Below are 21,027 nucleotides of genomic sequence, written 5' to 3'. Positions count from 1 at the left end.
GGGCGGGAGTGCGGCATGGCCGAGCAGTGGCGGCACATCCCGGTGATGCTGGGTGAAGCGGTGGAGGGTCTGTCCGTGCAGTCTGACGGGCGTTATCTCGATGGTACGTTCGGACGCGGTGGCCATGCTCGCGCCGTACTGTCGCGCCTTGGCCCCGCCGGTCGGCTGTTGCTGATGGATCGTGATCCCGTCGCGATCGCCGCCGCCCAGGCCGAGTTCGCTGGCGATCCGCGCGTGGCGATCCGGCATGCCAATTTCTCCAGCCTGGCCGAGTGGGACGAAACGGCGGACGGTCTGGATGGCGTGCTGCTCGATCTGGGCGTGTCCTCCCCGCAGCTGGACGAGGCCGCCCGCGGCTTCAGCTTCATGGCCGATGCGCCGCTGGACATGCGCATGGACACCACGCAGGGCGATAGCGCTGCGGATTTCCTGGCGCATGCCGATGAGCGCGAGATTGCCGACGTGCTGTGGATGTATGGCGAGGAGCGCCATAGCCGGCGCATTGCCCGCGCCATCGTCGAAGATCGTGCGGCCACGCCGTTCACCCGCACCGGCCAGCTGGCCGCGCTGATCGAACGCATCGTCGGTCGCCGCGAACCGGGCAAGCATCCGGCCACGCGCAGCTTCCAGGCACTGCGCATTCGCGTGAACGGCGAGCTGGACGCCTTGCAGCAAGGCCTGAATGCTGCGCTGGAACGGCTCAAGCCGGGTGGCCGGTTGTCGGTGATCAGTTTCCATTCGCTGGAAGACCGTGCGGTGAAGCTGTTCATCCGCGATCACTCCGGCCGCGTGCAGAACAGCCGGCGCGGTCCGCCGGTGCAGGCGATGGCGGCACGGCTGGCAGCGGTCAGCAAGGCGCAGTTCCCGTCGGATGCGGAGATCGCGGTGAATCCGCGTTCGCGTTCGGCCGTGCTGCGCGTGGCGGAGAAATTGGCCGACCAGGCGCAGTCGCAGGGAGGGCGCGCATGAAGGCGATCGGCGGTCTGTTCATGCTGATGCTGCTGGCGGCGGTGCTGGCCAGTGCACTCGGCGTGGTTTGGACGCGCCACGAGAGCCGTGTGCTGTTCGTCAATCTGACCGCGCTGCAGAATCAGCGGGACGAACTGAACATCGAATACGGCAAGCTCGAACTCGAGCAGGCCACCTATGCCGAGCCGCGTCGCATCAATGACGAGGCACGGCAGCGGCTGGGCATGCTCGACCCGCCCCCGCAAGACATCCGGTTGCTGCACTGATGGGCTGGCGCGATCACACCGCACCCTCCCGGCAAGGTCGCCGCCACGGCACGGGTCCCAGCGCACGTCGGCGCATGACGGTCGTGGTCGGCCTGCTGGGTCTGGCCTCGATCGGACTGGTCGCGCGCGCCTTCGACCTGCAGGTGGTGCGCAAGCAGTTCTATCAGAGCCAGGGCGACGCGCGGTTCCTGCGCGAAATGAAGATTCCGGTGTCGCGCGGCACCATCTTCGACCGCAACGGCGAGCCGCTGGCGGTATCGACGCCGGTGATGTCGATCTGGGCGAACCCCTCCGAAGTGCTGGACAACGCGGACCGCATTCCTGCGCTGGCCAAGGCACTGAACGACGACCCGGACACCATCAAGCAGTATCTCGAACAACGTGCGGATCGCGAGTTCGTCTATCTGCGTCGCCAGATGGCGCCCGAGGCGGCGCAATCCGTGCTCGATCTGGACATTCCCGGCATCAACGGTCAGCGCGAATTCAAGCGTTACTACCCGTCAGGCGAAGTGACTGCGCACGTCCTTGGTTTCACCAATATCGACGACCACGGCCAGGAAGGACTGGAGCTGGCCTACGACGACTGGTTGTCCGGCAAGCCGGGCATCAAGCGTGTGATCAGGGATGGCAAGGGTCACATCGTCGAGGATCTGGAGCAGGTGCGTGCCCCGCAGCCTGGGCGTGATCTCACGCTGAGCATTGATCGGCGCATCCAGTTCCTTGCCTACAGCGAACTGAAGAGCACGCTGGAAAAGTCCCAGGCCGACTCCGGTTCGATGGTGATACTGGACGCGAAAACCGGCGAAGTGCTCGCAATGGTCAACCTGCCGACCTACAACCCGAATGCGGTAGGCAGCACATCGGCGTCGAATCGCCGCAACCGCGCCATGACCGACGTACTCGAGCCAGGCTCCACGATCAAGCCGGTGCTGATGGCTGCGGCGCTGTCCAGCGGCAAATTCACGCCGACCGGTCCGGCGATCGACACCACGGGAGGTCACTGGTATTTCCAGGGCCACGACATCCACGACACGCACAATTACGGACTGCTGACGCCGACCGGCGTGATCACCAAGTCGAGCAACGTTGGCGCCGCGCATATCGCCATGCAGCTCGATACCGGACTGATGTACGACACCTATCGCGCGTTCGGCTTTGGCAACAGTACAAATAGCGGGTTTCCCGGTGAGGCGTCCGGTTATCTGAAGATCGGACGCGACTGGCGGCCGCTGGAAAAGGCCATCCTGGGCTATGGCTATGGCCTCAACGTGACCGTGCTGCAGTTGGCCAATGCCTACGCGACGATTGCCGACGGCGGCGTCATGCACTCGCCGACCTTCATCAAGGGCAACGACAGCGATGCCAAGGCGATCATCGAGCCGCAGATAGCCCAGCAACTGGTGAACATGCTGGAAACCACCACCCAGCCGGGCGGTACGGCGGCACCGTATGCCTGGATTGCCAATTACACGGTGGCCGGCAAGACCGGCACGGCGCACAAGGCCGTGGCGGGCGGCTATTCGAAGGACAACTACGGTGCTGCATTTGCCGGCATGGTGCCGGCAACCAACCCGCGGTTGGTGGCAGCCGTGGTGGTCGACAATCCCAGAAAGGGCAGCTACTACGGCGGCCTGGTCTCGGCCCCGGTGTTTGCCACGGTCATGGCGGGTGCGCTGCGCCTGCTCGACATCCCGCCCGACAATATCGGTCGCTGGTACGTTGGCGGCCCCTTGCAGGTTCAGAACGGGCTGACCGGCAACCAGCCACCCGTCGCGCCGAACATCGAAGAAGCGCCAGCCGAAGAGGCGACGCCATGAGCATCGGCCATCTCGATCAGCTGTTGCTGGGGATTGCCGACGCGCAGGTTGCGGCGACGTCGGGTGCTGGCCGCATCGTGGTGTCCGGGCTTGCGCTCGACTCGCGCAAGGTGCATCGCGGTCATGCGTTTTTCGCATTGCGCGGCAGCCAGGGCCACGGCATCGAATTTGCCGCCAATGCGGTGCAGCGTGGTGCCCAGGTCGTGTTGGCCGAGGCTCCGGCAGTCGAAGTGGCGGCGCTGGATGTGCCGCTGCTGTGGATCGACGGCCTGCACGATCAGGTCAGCGAAATCGCCGCACGCTTCTACGATCGCCCGACCGAGGCGCTGCGTGTGGTCGGCATCACCGGCACCAACGGCAAGACTTCCTGCGTGCAGCTGCTGGCACAGGCGCTGACTTTCCTCGGTCGTCGCGCGGCGACCATCGGCACGCTGGGCGCGGGCATGCACGGCCAACTGCGCGAGGGTGAGCGCACGACACCCGACGCGATCAGTGTGCAGGGCCTGCTGGCGGAATTTCGTGAAGCCAGCGTCAGTCATGTGGCGATGGAAGTGTCGTCGCACGCGCTGGAGCAGGGGCGTGTCGCCGCGGTGGATTTTGAGGTGGCTGCCTTCACCAATCTCACCCGCGACCATCTGGACTATCACGGCAGCATGGAGGCGTACGGCGCGGCCAAGGCGAAGCTGTTCGCATGGCCGGGTCTGCAGAGCGCGGTGATCAATGCCGACGATGCGTTCGGTCGAGAGCTGGCGGCGCAACTGCCTGCCGGTGTGAAGCCATTGCGCTTCAGCATGATCGATGATGTCGAGGCCGAGATCACCGCCAGCGCGATTGTCACGACGGCTGAAGGTCTGGCGTTCCGGCTGCGTACGCCGTGGGGATCGCGCGCGCTGAACAGCCATTTGCTGGGCCGCTTCAATGTGGCGAACCTGCTCATCGTGGTGGCCTGTCTTGGCGCGCTGGGCGAATCGTTCGGGCACATCGTGGCGGCGGTCGAGCAACTGCAACCGGTCAACGGTCGCATGAGTCGGCTCGGTGGCCTGCATGGCCTGCCGCTGGTGGTGGTGGATTACGCACATACACCGGATGCACTGGAGCAGGCATTGAACGCGGTACGTGCGCATTGCGCCGGCCGGCTGATCTGCGTGTTCGGTTGCGGCGGTGAGCGCGATGCCGGCAAGCGTCCGTTGATGGGCGCGATCGCCGCACGGCTGGCGGATGTCGCGATCGTCACCGACGACAATCCGCGTGGCGAAGACGGTGATGCGATTGTGGAGCAGATCGTCGCCGGCATGGCCGCGGCACGCGCGATGACGGTCGAGCGTGATCGCGCGATGGCAATCGGTCAGGCCCTGCAGCTGGCACAGCCCGGCGACGTGGTGCTGATTGCCGGCAAGGGGCATGAAACCTATCAGGAAGGTGCGGCCGGCAAGCGTCCGTTCGACGATCTGGCGGTCGCGCATGCGGCGCTGGAACGGATCAGCCGGGAGCCGCGCGCATGATGCCGCTGAGCGCCGTCGCCGTGTGGACCCATGGGCAGCTGTCCGGTACCGATGTCGAAGTCACCGGTGTCGCGATCGATACCCGCAAGCTCGAGCCGGGCGACCTGTTCGCGGCGTTCAAGGGCGAGCACGTGGATGGGCATGACTATCTTGCTCAGGCGGCTGCGCACGGTGCTGTCGCAGCGCTGGTGGAGCGCAAGGTCGACAGCGAGTTGCCGCAGGTGCTGGTGGACAACGTGGAACTGGCACTGGGTGACCTGGCCAGCGCGGTGCGTGCGCAGCGCAGCGCGCGGGTGATCGGCATCACCGGTTCCAACGGCAAGACCACGGTGAAGACGCTGACTGCAGCGATCCTTTCGCTGCATGGCCGCACCCATGTGAATGCCGGCAGCTACAACAACGAGATCGGCCTGCCGTTGACCTTGCTGGCGATGCCGGCCGACGCCGAATACGCCGTGCTGGAAATGGGTGCCGGCAAGCCGGGTGACATCGCGTATCTCGCCGCCATCGCGCGGCCAGATATAGGCCTCGTCAACATCATTGCGCCGGCGCATCTTGAGCGGATGGGCAGCGTGGAAGGCGTCGCCGAGACCAAGGGCGCGCTGTATCAGGCGCTACCAGCCGACGGTGTGGCGATCATCAATGCGGACGATGCGTTCGCCAGCTTCTTCAGCGGCCTGGCTGGCACGCGTCGCGTGCTGCGCTTTGGTCTCGACCACAAGGCGGATGTGGGCGCCGACATCATCGAGCAGCGCGTGGACGGATCGCGCTTCGTACTGAGCACGCCGGCAGGCGACGCCGAGGTGTCGTTGCCGTTGCCGGGACGACACAACGTAGCCAACGCGCTGGCGGCTGCGGCGATCGCACTGGCGCTGGACGTGCCGCTGACGACGATCGTCGCCGGACTTGAGCAGGCGACCGCTGTCGCAGGCCGGCTCAAGCGTAAGGCGATGGCTGGTGGCTGGACACTGATCGATGACAGCTACAACGCCAACCCCAGTTCGATGGCGGCTGCGATCGACACGCTGGCACTGGCGCATGGCGAGCGCTGGCTGGTGTTGGGCGACATGGCGGAACTGGGCACGGATGCACGTGCGCTGCATGCGGAGGTCGGTGTCCGTGCACGCAAACACGGCATCGAGCGCCTGCTCGCGGTCGGCCCCTTGGGCACTGCCACGGTCGAGGCATTCGGCGTGCAGGGTGAACATTTCGATGACAAGGCGGCACTGATCGCTGCCTTGCAGTCACGCCTGCATGGCGGCGTGACGTGTCTGGTCAAGGGCTCGCATTCGGCGGGCATGGAACAGGTGGTTGCCGCATTGCAAAACCTTGAGCAAGGGGAGGGCACCTCCGATGCTGCTTGAACTGGCGGACTGGATGGCACGGCATTTCACCGCACTGCATCTGTTCCAGTACATCACCTTCCGCACGATCATGGCTGCGCTCACCGCATTGGCGATGTCGCTGCTGTGCGGGCCATGGCTGATCAACCGGCTGGCGGCGCTGAAGGCAGGCCAGGTGGTGCGCAGCGACGGTCCGCAGACGCATCTGGTCAAGGCCGGCACGCCGACCATGGGCGGCGTGATGATCCTGCTTTCGGTCAGCGTGGCCACCTTGCTGTGGGCCGACCTGCATAACCGCTATGTGTGGATCGTCCTGACCGTGCTGATCAGTTTCGGCGTGATCGGTTTCTACGACGACTACAAGAAACTGGTGTTGAAGGACAGTCGCGGTCTGGCCAGTCGCTGGAAATATTTCTGGCAGTCGGTGTTCGGCCTCGGAGCAGCGCTGTTCCTGTATTACAGCGCACCAGCAGCGGTTGCCGGCCTGCCGGTGGCGGAGACCGCGCTGTACGTGCCGCTGTTCAAGCATGTGGTGTTGCCACTCGGGCTGCTGTTCGTGTTGGTGACCTATTTCATGATCGTCGGTTTCTCCAACGCGGTGAACCTCACCGACGGGCTGGATGGCCTGGCGATCATGCCGACCGTGCTGGTCTCCGGTGCACTGGGCGTGTTTGCGTACCTGGCCGGCAACAAGCTGTTTTCCGAATACCTTGGCATTCCCTCGATCCCAGGTGCCGGTGAACTGGCGATCTTCTGCGGCGCGCTGGCCGGTTCGGGGCTGGGTTTCCTGTGGTTCAACACCTATCCGGCACAGGTGTTCATGGGCGATGTCGGCGCGCTGGCGATGGGTGCCGCGCTCGGTTGCGTGGCGGTGATCGTGCGCCAGGAAATCGTGTTGCTGGTGATGGGTGGCGTGTTCGTGATGGAAACCGCCTCGGTGATGATCCAGGTCGCCAGCTTCAAGCTGACTGGCAAGCGCGTGTTCCGGATGGCGCCGATCCACCATCACTTCGAGTTGAAGGGCTGGCCGGAGCCGCGGGTGATCGTGCGTTTCTGGATCATCAGCGTGGTGCTGGTGCTGGTCGGTCTTGCCACGTTGAAGGTGCGCTGATGTTCGGCTTCGATACAACCCAGGCAAAACGCCGGCAGGGTCCGCGCGGCAGCTTCGATCTGTGGCTGCTGGTCGCGCTGGTCGGGCTGATCAGCGTCGGTGTGGTGATGGTGACCTCGAGCTCGATTGCCGTGGCCGACAGCCAGCACCTGGGCGCGTTCTATTTCCTGAAGAAGCATCTGCTCTTTCTTGGCCTCGGTCTGGTTGCCGCCGGCATGGCGATGCGCACCGAGCTGAAACTGCTGGAGAAGCACGCGTTCCCGCTGTTGGCGGTGGCGTTCGTGCTGCTGCTGGCGGTGTTCGTACCGCATTTCGGCATGCGCATCAACGGCGCGCGGCGCTGGCTGAACCTGCTGGTGACCAGCTTCCAGCCGGTCGAGGCGGTGAAGCTCATTCTGGTGATTTATATCGCCAGTTATCTGGTGCGTCATCGCGAGAGTGTCGAGACACGCTTCCTCGGCCTGATCAAGCCGATCTTCGTTGCCGGGATGATCGTGCTGTTGCTGCTGGCGCAGCCGGACTTCGGCTCGGCCACGCTGGTGATCGCAGTGAGCATCGCGATGGTCTGGCTGGGTGGTGCGCGGCCGATCTTCCTGTTCATCATGGGTCTGCCGCTGATGCCGCTGCTGTACATCGCGGCGACCGGCGAAAGCTACCGCATGAAGCGGCTGACCTCGTTCATGGATCCGTGGAAGGATCCGTTCAACGACGGCTTCCAGCTGACCCAGTCGCTGATGGCGATCGGTCGCGGTGAATGGGATGGCGTGGGGCTGGGTTCCAGCGTGCTGAAGCTGTCCTATCTGCCGGAGGCGCACACCGATTTCATCTTCGCGGTGATCGGCGAGGAACTCGGTCTGGCCGGGGTACTGCTGGTGATCGGCCTGTTCGCGCTGGCGGTCGGGCGTGGCCTGTATCTGGGTCTGAAAGGCGTCGAGATTGGTCAGCGCTTCGCCGGTTACGTCGCGTTCGGCAGTTCGCTGATGCTGGCGATGCAGGCGATCGTGTCGGTCGGCGTGAATCTCGGTGCACTGCCGACCAAGGGCCTGACCCTGCCGCTGATCAGCTATGGCGGCTCGTCGATGGTGCTGACCTGTGCCATGGTCGGTGTGCTGTTGCGCGCCACGTTCGAGGTGAATCGCGCGCTGGATGCACGGCAGATGGCTACGCGCATGCCGGCTGCTGTCGCAGCAGTCGATGCGAATGTCGCGGCGCCATCACGCGAGGCGGTGGCCGCATGACCGCGTCGTCGCCCGTGCTGATCATGGCCGGTGGTACCGGTGGCCACATCTTCCCCGGTCTGGCCGTGGCCGACTGCCTGCGTGCGCAAGGTGTGCCGGTGGTGTGGCTGGGCGCGGCCGGCGGCATGGAAACGAAAGTGGTGCCTGCGCATCAGATCGAGTTGCATACGGTGGTGGTGGGCGGTCTGCGTGGCAAGGGTTTCAAGACCCGCTTGCTGGCACCGTGGATGCTGTTGCGTTCATTGCTCGCATCGCTGGCTGTGCTGCGCAAGGTGAAGCCACGCAGCGTGCTGTCGATGGGTGGGTACGTGGCTGGCCCTGGTGGTCTCGCTGCATGGTTGCTGCGTCGCCCGCTGCTGGTGCATGAGCAGAATCGCGTGGTTGGCTTTACCAATCGTCGGCTGGCTGGGTTCGCAAAGCGCGTGCTGGCTGGATTTGCCGATGCGTTGCCGCAGGCCGAGTGGGTCGGCAACCCCGTGCGCACGACCATCGCGTCGTTACCCGCGCCGGCCCAGCGCATGGCCGCACGCACCGGAAAGTCGCGTTTGCTGGTTCTGGGCGGCAGCCTCGGTGCGCGCGCCTTGAATCTCGCTGTGCCGCAGGCGCTGGCCCAGCTGAAGCCGGAGCAGCGTCCCGACGTGCTGCATCAATCCGGCAATCGCGGTCTCGACGAAGCGCGTGAGGCCTATGCGCAGGCAGGGGTCGAGGCGCAGGTGGTGCCGTTCATCGATGACATGGCGGCCAGCTATGGCTGGGCCGATCTCGCAGTCTGTCGCGCGGGTGCGCTGACCCTGGCCGAGCTGACCGCTGCCGGGCTCGGCGCGGTGCTGGTGCCGTTCCCGCATGCGGTGGACGACCACCAGACACGCAATGCCGAAGTACTGGTGGCCGCAGGTGCCGCCGTGGTGATCCAGGAGTCCGATCTGAACGTACAGGTTCTCGCCCAGCAGTTGGGCACGCTGTTGAATACTCCAGCACAACTCGTCGGCATGGCGACCGCTGCGCGCACGCTGGCCAAGCCCGATGCGGCCGAGGTGATTGCCCGCGCCTGCCTGGAGGTGGCTGCATGACGCCCCGTCGCCTGCATGCGCATGAAGATCTGATGAGCACGTTCCGCCGCGTGCACTTCATCGGCATCGGTGGTGTCGGCATGAGCGGTATCGCCGAAGTGCTGCACAACCTCGGTTATGCGGTGTCCGGTTCCGACCGGGCCAATTCGTCGACCGCGCAGCGGCTGCAGCAGCTGGGTATCGACGTGCATGTCGGGCATGCCGCCGAGCACATTGGCGATGCCGACGTGGTGGTGACTTCGAGTGCGATCAGGCAGGACAATCCGGAACTGGTAGCCGCGCGTACCGCGCGCATCCCGGTGATCCCCCGAGCGGAGATGCTCGGTGAACTGATGCGCTTCCGCCGTGGCGTGGCGATCGCCGGCACCCACGGCAAGACCACCACCACCAGCCTCACCGCCAGCGTGCTGGCCGAGGCCGGCTATGACCCGACCTTCGTGATCGGTGGCCAGCTGAATGCTGCCGGCGCGAATGCGCGACTGGGTACCGGCCAGTATCTGGTCGCGGAAGCCGATGAATCCGATGGATCGTTCCTGCTGCTGTCGCCGGTGATCGCCGCGGTCACCAATATCGACGCCGATCACCTGGAGAACTACGGCGGGGATTTCGCCCAGGTCAAGAAGGCGTTCGCCGATTTCCTGCACCGGCTGCCGTTCTATGGCCTGGCCGTGCTGTGCGTGGATGATCCGGAAGTCGCCGCACTGGCGAAGTCGACCACGCGCCGCGTGATGACCTACGGCATCGACACGCCGGATGCCGATGTGCGCGCAGTGAACCTTATCCAGCACGGCTTCGAGATGCACTTCGACCTGCTGCTGCCGAACCGTGGCGATGCACTGCCGGTGAAGTTGAACCTGCCGGGGCGGCACAACGTGCTGAATGCCCTGGCCGCGGCCACGATCGGCTGGCAGCTCGGTGTCGAGGCCGGTGCGCTGGCACATGCGCTGGAACACTTCCAGGGTGTCGGTCGACGCTTCCATCGGCGCGGCGAGATTGCGCTCGATCATGGCAGCGTGCTGCTGGTCGACGATTACGGCCACCACCCGCGTGAATTGGCTGCAGTGTTTGCCGCTGCCCGCGGCGGGTGGCCGGAGCGTCGGCTGGTGGTCGGCTTCCAGCCGCATCGCTACAGCCGCACGCGAGACCTGCTCGACGATTTTGCCAATGTGCTGGCCGAGGCCGATGTGCTGGTGCTGACCGATGTCTACCCGGCCGGCGAAGCGCCGATTGCCGGTGCCGACGGCCGTGCGCTGGCGCGCGCGGTGCGCGCGCGCGGCAAGGTCGACCCGGTGCTGATCGAACATCCCCGCGATCTGAAGGAAACGCTGCCGGCGTTGCTGCGCGACGGCGATCTGTTGCTGCTGCTCGGTGCCGGCGACATCGGCACGGCGGCGGTGGAACTGGCCCATGCGGGTCATCTGAGGACAAGCAAGTGAGCTACATGATGAGCGCGAACAAGATCAGCGTGAACAGAATCAGTGATCCAGCCCAGTTTGGCCGCGTTGCCGTGGTGATGGGCGGGAGTTCGGCCGAGCGCGAAGTGTCGCTCGATTCGGGTCGCAACGTGCTGGAGGCACTGCTGGCCCGTGGTGTCGACGCACACGCGATCGATGGCATTCCGGCGCTGCTCGATGCGCTGCGTGCCGGCCATTTCACTCGCGTGTTCAACATCCTGCATGGTCAGCACGGCGGCGGTGAGGACGGGGTGCTGCAAGGTGCGCTGGAATCGCTCCATGTGCCTTACACCGGTTCGGGCGTGCTCGGTTCGGCGCTGTCGATGGACAAGACGCGCTCCAAACGGGTGTGGCAGTCGCTTGGCGTGTCTACGCCGAAGTTTGTCGCGCTGCCGCGTGGTGCGGACGTGCATGCAGCAGCACGTCAGGTCGGTTTCCCGTTGATCGTGAAACCCGCTTGCGAAGGCTCCAGCGTCGGCGTCACGCGGGTGTTCGCGGAGAAGGACCTGGACGAGGCGGTCAAGCTGGCTGCGCAGTATCCGGGCGACCTGCTGATGGAAACCCTGATCGAGGGCGATGAACTCACCGTCGCGATCCTTGGCCGCCAGGTGCTGCCCAGCATCCATATCGTGCCCAAGGGTGCGTTCTACGACTACAACGCGAAGTATGTGGCCGAGGATACCCAATACATCTGTCCCGGTCTGGAAGGCGTGGCCGGCGAGGAACTGCGTGCGCTGTCGCTGGCCGCGTTCGACGCGCTGGGTTGCTCGGGCTGGGGTCGCGTCGATGTGATGCGCGACCGCAGCGGCCGCAACTGGCTGCTGGAAGTGAACACCGCGCCCGGCATGACCTCGCACTCGCTGGTGCCGAAAGCAGCCAAGGTCGCCGGCATCGATTACCAGGAGCTGTGCTGGCGCGTGCTGGAAACCAGTTTGCGGGAGGATGCGTGAAGGGAGCCCTTCGCCTCGTTGCCTGGTGTCTGGCCATCGCGCTGGTGGCGCTGCCGATCGTCGGCGTGCTGCGCGGATGGTTTGCGGCCAACCGCTGGCCGGTGACCCAGCTGACGGTGCAGGCCGAGTTCAAGCACGTCAGCCCGGACGAGATCCGGGCGGCCGTGTTGCCGCGGCTGGGCAAGGGCTTTTTCGCGCTGGACCTCGATACCGTGCAAAAAGCGGTGGCGGCGTTGCCGTGGGTGGAATCGGCAGAGGCGCGCAAGCGCTGGCCGGACACCTTGCTGCTGCGCATCTACGAACGCCAACCGTTTGCCCGCTGGAACGACAAGCAGCTGATCAGCAGGCAAGGCCTGGTGTTCGACGCACCGGGCATGGATGGCATCAATGCGTTGCCGGATCTGCATGGCCCGGATGCGCGGCTGGCCGAGGTGGTGAGCTTCTACGCCGACACGCAGAAGGCGTTCGCCGGCACCCATCTGCAGATCACCGGCGTCGCGCTGACCGAGCGCGGCAGCTGGAGCGTTACCACCGCCAGCGGTGCGCAGATCGCGATCGGGGATCGCGCGCAGGCCGGGCGCCGGCTGCGCCGTTTCCTCGATGTCTATCCGCAGCTGATGGCCGGCCACACCGATGGCTTCGCCTACGCCGATCTTCGCTACACCAATGGATTTGCCGTGCGCTGGCCGCAAGCGGCCGCCGCCAACGCTGGAGGTTCGCCCCGCACATGACTATCTCACTATGAAGCCACGCAACGACAAGCAATTGGTGGTCGGCCTCGATATCGGCACCTCGAAGGTGGTGGCGATCGTCGGCGAGTACGAACCGGGCGAGCCGATCACCGTGATCGGCATCGGTACCCATGTATCGCGCGGCATGAAGCGCGGCTCGGTAGTCGACATCGAATCGACCGTGCACTCGATCCAGCGGGCCGTGGAAGAGGCCGAGCTGATGGCTGGCTGCGACATCCGCTCGGTGTATGCGTCGATCTCCGGCAGCCATCTGGAAACCCGCAACTCGCACGGCAACGCGGCGATCCGCGACCGTGAGGTGACCGCGGGCGATCTGGAGCAGGTGCTGGAAGCAGCCAGTGCGGTGGCGATCCCGGCCGACCGCAAGGTGCTCTACAAGGAGTCGCAGGAATACCGCATCGATGGTCAGGACGGCATCCGCTCGCCGGTCGGCATGAGCGGTGTGCGGCTGGAGGCGAACGTGCATCTGGTCACCGGTGCGGCCGCGGCGGTGCAGAACATCACCAAATGCATCCAGCGCTGCGGGCTGTCGGTGGACGAACTGGTGCCATCGGCCTTGGCCAGCGCCAAGGCCGTGCTGACCGACGACGAGCGCGAGCTGGGTGTGTGCCTGGTCGACATCGGCGCCGGCACCACCGACATCGCGATCTACACCCAGGGTTCGATCCGCTACACCGCCTCATTGCCGGTCGGTGGCGACCAGGTCACCAGCGACATCGCGTACGGCGTGCACACGCCGACTGCGCATGCCGAGGAAATCAAGATCAAGTACGCCTGCGCGCAGACCGGGCTGGCACATGCCGAAGAAACCATCCAGGTGCCCAGCGTCGGCGATCGCCCACCGCGCCGGCTCGCGCGGCAGTCGCTCGCGCAGAGCGTGCAGGCGCGCTACGAGGAAATCTTCGAGATGGTGCAGGACCAGCTGCGTCGGTCCGGCTACGAAAGTCTGGTCGCGGCGGGCGTGGTGCTGACCGGCGGCGCTTCGAAGATGGAAGGCGCGCTGGAGCTGGCCGAGGAGATCTTCCACAAGATGGTGCGCATCGGCGTGCCGCAGCAGATCGAGGGTCTCGGCGAGGTTGTCTCCAGTCCGCTGCATGCCACCGGTGTCGGCCTGTTGTTGCACGGCGCACGCGCTGGCGGCATGCGCGCAAGCGGTCCGGTCGGCGGCAGCGTCGGCGGTCTGGTCGGCAAGTTGCGGGGCTGGCTCACCAAGAATTTCTGATGGTCGGTTTTTGATTTTTGGGTGACGCACGAAGCGTCGCTCCGGGCGGAAGGATATCCGCCCACCACCAAGGACCGACAGGAGTCGCGATCCCTGGTTACAACGACAACAACTCTACGGAGGACGGGAAATGTTTGAACTTATTGATAAACTCGCACCCAATGCAGTGATTAAAGTGATCGGCGTGGGCGGTGGCGGCGGCAATGCCGTGGCGCACATGCTCAACTCCAACATCGAAGGCGTCGAATTCATCGTCGCCAATACCGATGCCCAGGCGATGACCAGCTGCAGCTCGCGCACCCACCTGCAGTTGGGCGGCAACGTGACCAAGGGTCTCGGCGCCGGCGCCAACCCGGAAGTGGGCCGTCAGGCGGCGCTGGAAGATCGTGAACGCATCGAGGCGATGCTCGAAGGCGCCGACATGGTGTTCATCACTGCCGGCATGGGCGGTGGCACCGGTACCGGCGCGGCGCCGGTGGTGGCGCAGCTGGCCAAGGAAAAGGGCATCCTTACCGTGGCGGTGGTCACCAAGCCGTTCCCGTTCGAGGGTCGCCGGCGCATGCAGGTCGCCCTCAAGGGCATCGAGGACCTGTCGCAGCACGTCGATTCGCTGATCACGGTGCCGAACGAGAAGCTGCTCAGCGTGCTCGGCCGCGATGTCACCCTGCTGAATGCGTTCAAGGCTGCCAACGACGTGCTGCAGGGCGCCGTGCAGGGTATCGCCGACCTGATCACCGCCCCGGGCCTGATCAACGTCGACTTTGCCGACGTGCGCACCGTGATGTCGGAGATGGGCCTGGCGATGATGGGCTCGGGCACCGCCCGTGGCGACGACCGCGCCCAGGCGGCGGCCGAAGCGGCGATCAAGAATCCGCTGCTGGAAGACGTCAACCTCAACGGTGCCTGCGGCATCCTGGTCAACGTCACTGCCGGTCCGAACCTGACCATGCGTGAATTCGACGAAATCGGTCGTATCATTCATGACTTCGCCAGCGAAGACGCTACCGTGGTGATCGGCACCTCGCTCGACCCGGAAATGAAGGACGACGTGCGCGTCACCGTGGTGGCCACCGGCCTCAACCGTGCCGCCGCCTCGCGTCAGCAGCCGCCCATGCGCATGGTCGAGACACAGCAGATGCAGATGCGCCCGCGTCCTGTAGTGCTGCGTACCGGCACCGGCAACGAAGTGGTCGACTACGCGAGTCCGGAGATGATGATCAACGGCTCCAGTCGTGCGGAATCCGCGGCACCGGCCAAGAATGCCGATCCGGGCTTCGATTACCTGGATATTCCTGCGTTTTTGCGGCGTCAGGCCGACTGAGGTCGAATCGTCCAGGTTAAGGAGATGCGAAAAAATTGAACGAACGTCCGTTGTGCCTGTCAGTTCACCAACGTGTCCGTGTCGGCTGTTCGCAGTTGGGGGTGACGTTATCCAGGGTCAGGTTCCGGCCTGGATTGCAGGTGTGGGTTGATGGCCATCGGATCGCTGTTCTTAGGTAAAGGCAGCAAGACTGTGCGTAGGGATGACGCATGACCAGTCGCTCGGGTTGCCCGTGTCGGCTGGTTCGACGCCCCGTGCCGGACTCCCGTCCCTGGCACGGGGCGTCGTGTCGATCCGCGGGATGGCGGAAGAAACAGGCCTGAAAGTCAACGTTCACCAGGCATGAAAGTTATATGAAGACTTAATCAGACTGTACGGTGCGGTTTGCTTTTGCCACAGGTTAAAACTGTGTTAGCATCCGTCTCCGATTGGCTGCTGCCTCCACGGGTACCAACAACAATGATCAAGCAGCGTACGCTCAAAAACATCATCCGGGCCACCGGCGTTGGGTTGCACACCGGTGACAAGGTGTACATGACGCTGCGACCGGCAGCACCCAACACTGGCATCGTGTTTCGTCGCACCGACCTCAGTCCGCCGGTGGACATTCGCGCGCGTCAGGACAACGTCGGTGACACGCGATTGTCGACCACGCTGGTGAATGGCGATGCGCGTGTTTCCACAGTCGAGCATCTGCTCTCGGCGATGGCGGGCCTGGGCATCGACAATGCGTACGTGGATCTGTCGGCACCGGAAGTGCCGATCATGGATGGCAGTGCCGGTCCGTTCGTGTTCCTGCTGCAATCCGCCGGTATTGAAGAACAAAACGTCGCCAAGCGCTTCATCCGCATCCGCAAGCCGGTGAAGGTGCAGGAAGGCGACAAATGGGCCAGCTTCGAGCCGTTCGAGGGTTTCAAGGTCGGCTTCTCGATCGACTTCAATCACCCGATCATCAGCAAGCGCACCTCGCGCGCCGAGATCGATTTCTCCACCACTTCCTTTGTCAAGGAAGTGAGTCGGGCCCGCACGTTCGGCTTCATGCGCGACATCGAGATGCTGCGCGAACACAACCTCGCGCTGGGCGGCTCGATGGACAACGCCGTGGTGCTGGATGACTACCGCGTGCTGAACGAGGACGGCCTCCGTTACGAAGACGAATTCGTCAAGCACAAGATCCTCGATGCGATCGGTGATCTGTACCTGCTCGGTCACAGCCTGATCGGCGCCTATCACGCGCACAAGTCCGGTCACGAGCTCAACAACAAGTTGCTGCGCACGCTGATGGCCGATGCCACGGCATGGGAAGAGGTCAGCTATCAGGACGATCCGGCCACATCGCCGATCTCCTACGCGCATCCTGCCCAGGCAGTCTGACCCTGCCGCAAGCTTCAGGCGCAAGTTCCAAACGAAACGGCCGTGTCTTGCGACACGGCCGTTTCACTTTTGTGAACCCGGTTGCCGGTAAGCGATTCAGTTTCATGTAAAGACAGCGCTCGACGCTGTCCGCGGGCGAGAGTGCGTGGTATAAACCCAAGCTTCATGATCTACGCGTGGCAGGTTTCGGCCTGACCATGTGCGGCAAGCAAGACGATGCCAGGGGCTCAGGTCGCCCCATCGGCCCCGGAATCAGCGGTTTCGGCGAGGGACGCCAACTCAAGGAACAGTACCCGCAATTCGGGGTCTGAAATTGACGCCGCGGCGGCCCGAAGATGGGTGGCTGCGGCAGGCGAAAGCGGTTTCGACCGATCCGGCTCCGTTGTGACCGGTGGTTGGGGGGCCACTTTCACGGTGACTGAACTGGCGCAGGTGCCAATGGCGCGTGCGGTGGCAAGGATCTGTGTTTGCATCAAACGCAGGCGCGATGCCCAGGCCGGTGAAGACGCCAGAAAGACGAGGCGGTCGTTGCGCAGGTCGGCGAATCTCACCTGCTCGCGCAACGGCGATGGCAACGTCTGGCGCAGTGCACGATCCAGCGCTTCCAGCGCGCCGGCCCTTTTGGCCAGTGTCGCGAAGGAGCCACATTCAGCAAGGGATTTCGGTCCGTTGCCGGTGCGGCGGGAAAGAACTGGAGCGGCGTGCTGCATGGTGCCGGAATTCGATGTTGGAAAGACATGCAAATCATACTCGTATCACACGCCAGGAAATTGCCGAAAACCCTTGATCTGGCTGACCGGCGCCTGCGCTGGAAACTGTTTTCGGCGCTGGCCGTGGCGGTGCTCGGCTGCGTAAGTATCGGCGTCGTGCTGGCCTTGACGGTCGCCAGCCCGCGCGATCGGGCGCTGGCGGAAATCCGGGAGCTCCAGCAGCAGATCAAGCAGCAGCACGCACAGTTGGGCGGAGTGCGCGAGGATGCGCAGCGCGGACTGGATGCCTTGGCGGTCAAGCTGGGTCAGCTGCAGGCGCAGTCGACCCGATTGAATGCACTCGGTGAGCGTCTGGTGCAGGTCGGCAAGCTCGACGATGGCGAGTTCAATTTCGACCAGTCCCCCGCGATTGGCGGTGTCGAGGATGTCGGTGGCAGCGCCTATGCATTGCCGCCGGCGCTCGACAGCAGCATCAACCAGCTGGCCAGTCAGCTGGACATCCAGCAGGCGCAGCTGTCGGCCCTGCAGAGCTTGTTGCTGGATGCACGCATCGAGTCGAACCTGAAGCCGACCGGGATGCCGGTGCCAGGTTATATCTCGTCCTATTTCGGCGCGCGCCCCGATCCGTTCGACGGCCATTCTGCGCGCCATACCGGTATCGACATCTCGACCCCGTTCGGCACGCCTGTGCATGCCGTGGCCGAGGGCATGGTGACCTTTGCCGGTGTGCGCAGTGGATATGGCAACGTGGTCGAGATCGATCATGGCAATGGCTACATGACACGCTATGCGCACAACAGTGCGCTGGACGTGCATCCTGGCCAGCATGTGCAGGTCGGTGATGTGATTGCCCAGGCCGGCTCCACCGGGCGTTCGACTGGCTCGCATGTGCATTTCGAGGTCTGGTATGGAGGTCGCGTGGTCAATCCGCTGGCCTTTGTGCGTAATCACCGCTAAGGCGAAGAGCCCGCTGCGCCTCCCTTGAATCCTGCTGCGGCTGGCGCCATTCATCATCCCGCTTGGATTGGCGGCTGTGTGGCTCCGGATGGCCCGTGTCACGGTGGCCATGCCGCGGCAAGTCTCTCGTTAGTAGGCCGGTCGAAGTGGGCCGGCCGTAGTAGGCATGTAGTAAGATGCCCGATTGGCCCGTGACCGCAGCGGGTAACCTGTTTCCCTATCCGGAAGATCGATGTTCAATCGTGCCCTGACGAGCCTGTTCGGTAGCCGCAACGATCGCGTACTGCGTCAGCTCTCCCGATCCGTTACCCGTATCAACGCGCTGGAAGCCGAGTTCGAGAAACTCGGTGACGATGCCTTGCGCGGCAAGACCACCGAGTTCAAGCAGCGGATCGCCGACGGCGAATCATTGGACAAGCTGCTGCCGGAGGCGTTTGCGGTAGTGCGCGAGGCGGCCAGGCGCACACTTGGCATGCGCCATTACGACGTGCAGATGATCGGTGGCATGGTGCTGCACTCGGGCAAGATCGCCGAGATGCGCACCGGCGAGGGCAAGACCCTGGTTGGCACCTTGCCGGTCTACCTCAATGCGCTCGCCGGCAAGGGTGTGCACGTAGTCACCGTCAATGACTATCTGGCTCGCCGTGACTCGGCGCAGATGGGCAAGCTGTACAACTTCCTCGGCCTGAACGTGGGCGTGGTGTATCCGGGCATGGATCACGCCGACAAGCACGCGGCGTATGCAGCCGACATTACGTACGGCACCAACAACGAGTTCGGTTTCGATTATCTGCGCGACAACATGGCGTTGAGCAAGGAACAGCGCTACCAGCGCGGCCTGCACTACGCGATCGTCGATGAGGTCGACTCGATCCTGATCGATGAGGCGCGCACGCCGTTGATCATCTCCGGGCCGGCCGAGGATTCCCCGCAGCTGTATCTCGCGGTGAACAAGATCGTGCCGCAGATGGTCCGGCAGACCGAGGAAGAAGGCGACGGCGACTACTGGGTCGACGAAAAGCAGAAGCAGGTGCATCTGTCCGAAGCGGGCATGCAGCATGCAGACGAACTGCTGCGCGCGGCTGGCGTGATCGAACAGGACAGCGGCCTGTACGATTCGAAGAACCTGGCGGTAGTGCATCACCTCAATGCCGCGTTGCGCGCCAATGGCATCTACCAGCGCGATGTCGATTACATCGTGCGCGACGGTGAAGTGATCATCGTCGACGAGTTCACCGGCCGCACCCTGCCGGGCCGCCGCTGGTCCGACGGTCTGCATCAGGCGGTCGAGGCGAAGGAAGGCGTGTCGATCCAGCGCGAGAACCAGACGCTGGCCACGGTGACGTTCCAGAACCTGTTCCGCATGTACAAGAAGCTGGCCGGCATGACCGGCACGGCCGACACCGAGGCGTTCGAGTTCCAGAGCATCTACGGCCTCGAGGTGGTGGTGATCCCCACCCACATGCCGATGATCCGCAAGGACAACTCGGACATGATCTTCCTCGCGCAGGAGCCGAAGTACCGCTCGGTGATCGAGGACATCAAGGACTGCCACAAGCGCGGGCAACCGGTGCTGGTCGGCACCACCTCGATCGAGGTGTCCGAACTGTTGTCCGGCATGCTGACCAAGGCCAAGGTGCCGCACGAGGTGCTCAACGCCAAGCAGCATGAGCGTGAGGCACACATCGTCGCGCAGGCCGGTGCACCGGGCCAGGTCACCATCGCCACCAACATGGCCGGTCGCGGCACCGATATCGTGCTTGGCGGCAGCCTGGACGCGGCCATGACGGCGCTGCCGGCGGACGCCAGCGAAATGGATCGCCAGCGCGTCAAGACCGAATGGAAGAAGCTGCACGAACAGGTGCTCGCTGCCGGTGGCCTGCACATCATCGGTACCGAGCGGCACGAATCGCGGCGTATCGACAACCAGCTGCGTGGCCGCTCCGGCCGTCAGGGCGACCCGGGTTCCTCGCGTTTCTACCTGTCGCTGGAAGACAACCTGCTGCGCATCTTCGGTGGCGAAGGCCTGATCCGCTGGATGAAGCGCTTCGGCATGAAGGACGACGACGCGCTGGAAGATCGCATGATCAGCCGGCAGATCGAGAAGGCCCAGCGCAAGGTCGAGCAGCACAACTTCGACATCCGCAAGCACCTGCTGGAATTCGACGACGTCGCCAACGACCAGCGCAAGGTGATCTATCGCCAGCGCGACGAGTTGCTCGAGGGCGACGATGTGTCGGCGACCGTTGCCGATATCCGCGAGGACGTGGCGCAATCGATGACGCGTGCCCATGTGCCTGCCGAGAGCATTGACGAACAGTGGGATCTGGCCGGCCTCGACCGTGAGCTGGAAGGTGCATTCGGCCTCTCGCTTGATCTCCGGCACTGGGTCGAGCAGCAGCACGAGGTGGATGCCGAGATGATCCTCGGGCATGTGCGCGACGCGGTGAACGAGCTGTTCCAGGCGAAGGAGACCCAGATCGGCGCCGAGACCATGCGCCAGCTGGAAAAGCACATCATGCTGACGGTGGTCGACAACGCCTGGAAGGATCACCTGTCCAACATGGATTACCTGCGTCAGGGCATCTATCTGGTCGGCTATGCACAGCAGGATCCGAAGCAGGCGTTCAAGCGCGAATCGTTCCGGCTGTTCTCCGAAATGCTCGACCGCATCAAGGCCGAGGTGGTGCAGATGCTGGCGCGGATCCGCATTCGCAGCGAGGAGGAAGTCGCTGCGATGGAGGCCGAGCAGCAGCGCATCGCCGAGCGCCTGCAGAAACAGATGCTGGCTACCGGCGGCGGTGCCCCGGTGGATGCGTTCGGTGGTGGAGATGCGCTGGAGGGGCAGGCTGGCGCGCCGCGACCGACCCAGCAGGATGGTCCGAAGATTGGTCGCAACGATCCGTGTCCGTGCGGTTCCGGCAAGAAGTACAAGCATTGCCATGGCCAGCTGGCCTGAGTCGGCGTGACA

17 protein-coding genes are annotated in these 21,027 nt (G+C 64.3%); 16 read left to right on the top strand and 1 reads right to left on the bottom strand.

The genetic code is table 11. From position 1 onward, the window contains the following. The first annotated feature begins 15 nt into the window (after positions 1-15). The 14 genes from rsmH to lpxC all read left to right on the top strand — a co-directional run bounded on the left by rsmH (position 16) and on the right by lpxC (position 16,389). On the top strand, positions 16-969 hold the full coding sequence (gene rsmH / locus B0E51_RS15775) for a 16S rRNA (cytosine(1402)-N(4))-methyltransferase RsmH (protein WP_077445834.1): 954 nt from the start codon (positions 16-18) through the stop codon (positions 967-969). 5 nt (positions 970-974) lie between these two features. Further along, positions 975-1,235, top strand: coding sequence for a cell division protein FtsL (gene ftsL, locus B0E51_RS15770; protein WP_168172659.1), 261 nt, complete (start codon positions 975-977; stop codon positions 1,233-1,235). Next, the gene (locus B0E51_RS15765; RefSeq protein WP_077445832.1) at positions 1,235-3,052 is read left to right on the top strand and encodes a penicillin-binding protein 2; all 1,818 of its coding nucleotides are present in this window, start codon (positions 1,235-1,237) and stop codon (positions 3,050-3,052) included. The genes ftsL and B0E51_RS15765 overlap by 1 nt, the downstream gene beginning before the upstream one ends. Further along, entirely contained in the window at positions 3,049-4,554 is a 1,506-nt protein-coding gene (locus tag B0E51_RS15760; protein WP_077445831.1) for a UDP-N-acetylmuramoyl-L-alanyl-D-glutamate--2,6-diaminopimelate ligase, read from the top strand. Before B0E51_RS15765 ends, B0E51_RS15760 begins: the two co-directional genes overlap by 4 nt. Continuing rightward, positions 4,551-5,918 (top strand): UDP-N-acetylmuramoyl-tripeptide--D-alanyl-D-alanine ligase, encoded by a 1,368-nt coding sequence (gene murF, locus B0E51_RS15755; RefSeq protein WP_077445830.1) that lies wholly within the window; start codon positions 4,551-4,553, stop codon positions 5,916-5,918. Before B0E51_RS15760 ends, murF begins: the two co-directional genes overlap by 4 nt. Beyond that, complete coding sequence (mraY, locus tag B0E51_RS15750) at positions 5,908-7,008, top strand: phospho-N-acetylmuramoyl-pentapeptide-transferase (RefSeq protein ID WP_077445829.1); 1,101 nt, start codon at positions 5,908-5,910, stop codon at positions 7,006-7,008. Before murF ends, mraY begins: the two co-directional genes overlap by 11 nt. Further along, positions 7,008-8,246, top strand: a complete 1,239-nt coding sequence (ftsW, locus tag B0E51_RS15745) for a putative lipid II flippase FtsW (protein ID WP_077445828.1) — start codon at positions 7,008-7,010, stop codon at positions 8,244-8,246. Before mraY ends, ftsW begins: the two co-directional genes overlap by 1 nt. Continuing rightward, entirely contained in the window at positions 8,243-9,316 is a 1,074-nt protein-coding gene (murG, locus tag B0E51_RS15740) for an undecaprenyldiphospho-muramoylpentapeptide beta-N-acetylglucosaminyltransferase (protein ID WP_077445827.1), read from the top strand. Before ftsW ends, murG begins: the two co-directional genes overlap by 4 nt. Then, positions 9,313-10,752, top strand: coding sequence for a UDP-N-acetylmuramate--L-alanine ligase (gene murC, locus B0E51_RS15735; protein WP_077445826.1), 1,440 nt, complete (start codon positions 9,313-9,315; stop codon positions 10,750-10,752). Before murG ends, murC begins: the two co-directional genes overlap by 4 nt. Before the next feature lie 5 nt (positions 10,753-10,757). Further along, on the top strand, positions 10,758-11,720 hold the full coding sequence (locus tag B0E51_RS15730) for a D-alanine--D-alanine ligase (RefSeq protein ID WP_254424555.1): 963 nt from the start codon (positions 10,758-10,760) through the stop codon (positions 11,718-11,720). Continuing rightward, the gene (locus tag B0E51_RS15725; RefSeq protein WP_077445825.1) at positions 11,717-12,451 is read left to right on the top strand and encodes a cell division protein FtsQ/DivIB; all 735 of its coding nucleotides are present in this window, start codon (positions 11,717-11,719) and stop codon (positions 12,449-12,451) included. The genes B0E51_RS15730 and B0E51_RS15725 overlap by 4 nt, the downstream gene beginning before the upstream one ends. 10 nt (positions 12,452-12,461) lie before the next feature. Then, positions 12,462-13,694, top strand: coding sequence for a cell division protein FtsA (ftsA, locus tag B0E51_RS15720; RefSeq protein ID WP_077445824.1), 1,233 nt, complete (start codon positions 12,462-12,464; stop codon positions 13,692-13,694). A gap of 130 nt (positions 13,695-13,824) precedes the next feature. Then, positions 13,825-15,015 carry a cell division protein FtsZ gene (gene ftsZ, locus B0E51_RS15715; protein ID WP_077445823.1) on the top strand — a complete coding sequence of 397 codons (1,191 nt, stop codon included), beginning with the start codon at positions 13,825-13,827 and terminating at the stop codon, positions 15,013-15,015. A gap of 459 nt (positions 15,016-15,474) precedes the next feature. Further along, on the top strand, positions 15,475-16,389 hold the full coding sequence (gene lpxC, locus B0E51_RS15710; protein WP_077445822.1) for a UDP-3-O-acyl-N-acetylglucosamine deacetylase: 915 nt from the start codon (positions 15,475-15,477) through the stop codon (positions 16,387-16,389). 227 nt (positions 16,390-16,616) lie between these two features. Here the strand turns inward: lpxC and B0E51_RS15705 are convergent, their stop codons facing one another. Next, on the bottom strand, positions 16,617-17,099 hold the full coding sequence (locus tag B0E51_RS15705; RefSeq protein ID WP_077445821.1) for a DUF721 domain-containing protein: 483 nt from the start codon (positions 17,097-17,099) through the stop codon (positions 16,617-16,619). Between the two features lie 27 nt (positions 17,100-17,126). On the opposite strand from B0E51_RS15705, the gene B0E51_RS15700 reads away from it, so the two are divergent. Further along, entirely contained in the window at positions 17,127-18,056 is a 930-nt protein-coding gene (locus B0E51_RS15700) for a M23 family metallopeptidase (RefSeq protein ID WP_077445820.1), read from the top strand. A gap of 232 nt (positions 18,057-18,288) precedes the next feature. Beyond that, entirely contained in the window at positions 18,289-21,015 is a 2,727-nt protein-coding gene (secA, locus tag B0E51_RS15695) for a preprotein translocase subunit SecA (protein WP_077445819.1), read from the top strand. The last annotated feature ends 12 nt before the right edge of the window (positions 21,016-21,027 follow it).

This window comes from Rhodanobacter sp. C05 (assembly GCF_002001165.1).
GTDB lineage: Bacteria > Pseudomonadota > Gammaproteobacteria > Xanthomonadales > Rhodanobacteraceae > Rhodanobacter.
The sequence above is the reverse complement of the archived record's forward strand: the minus strand, read 5'-3'. Positions and strand labels throughout refer to the sequence as shown.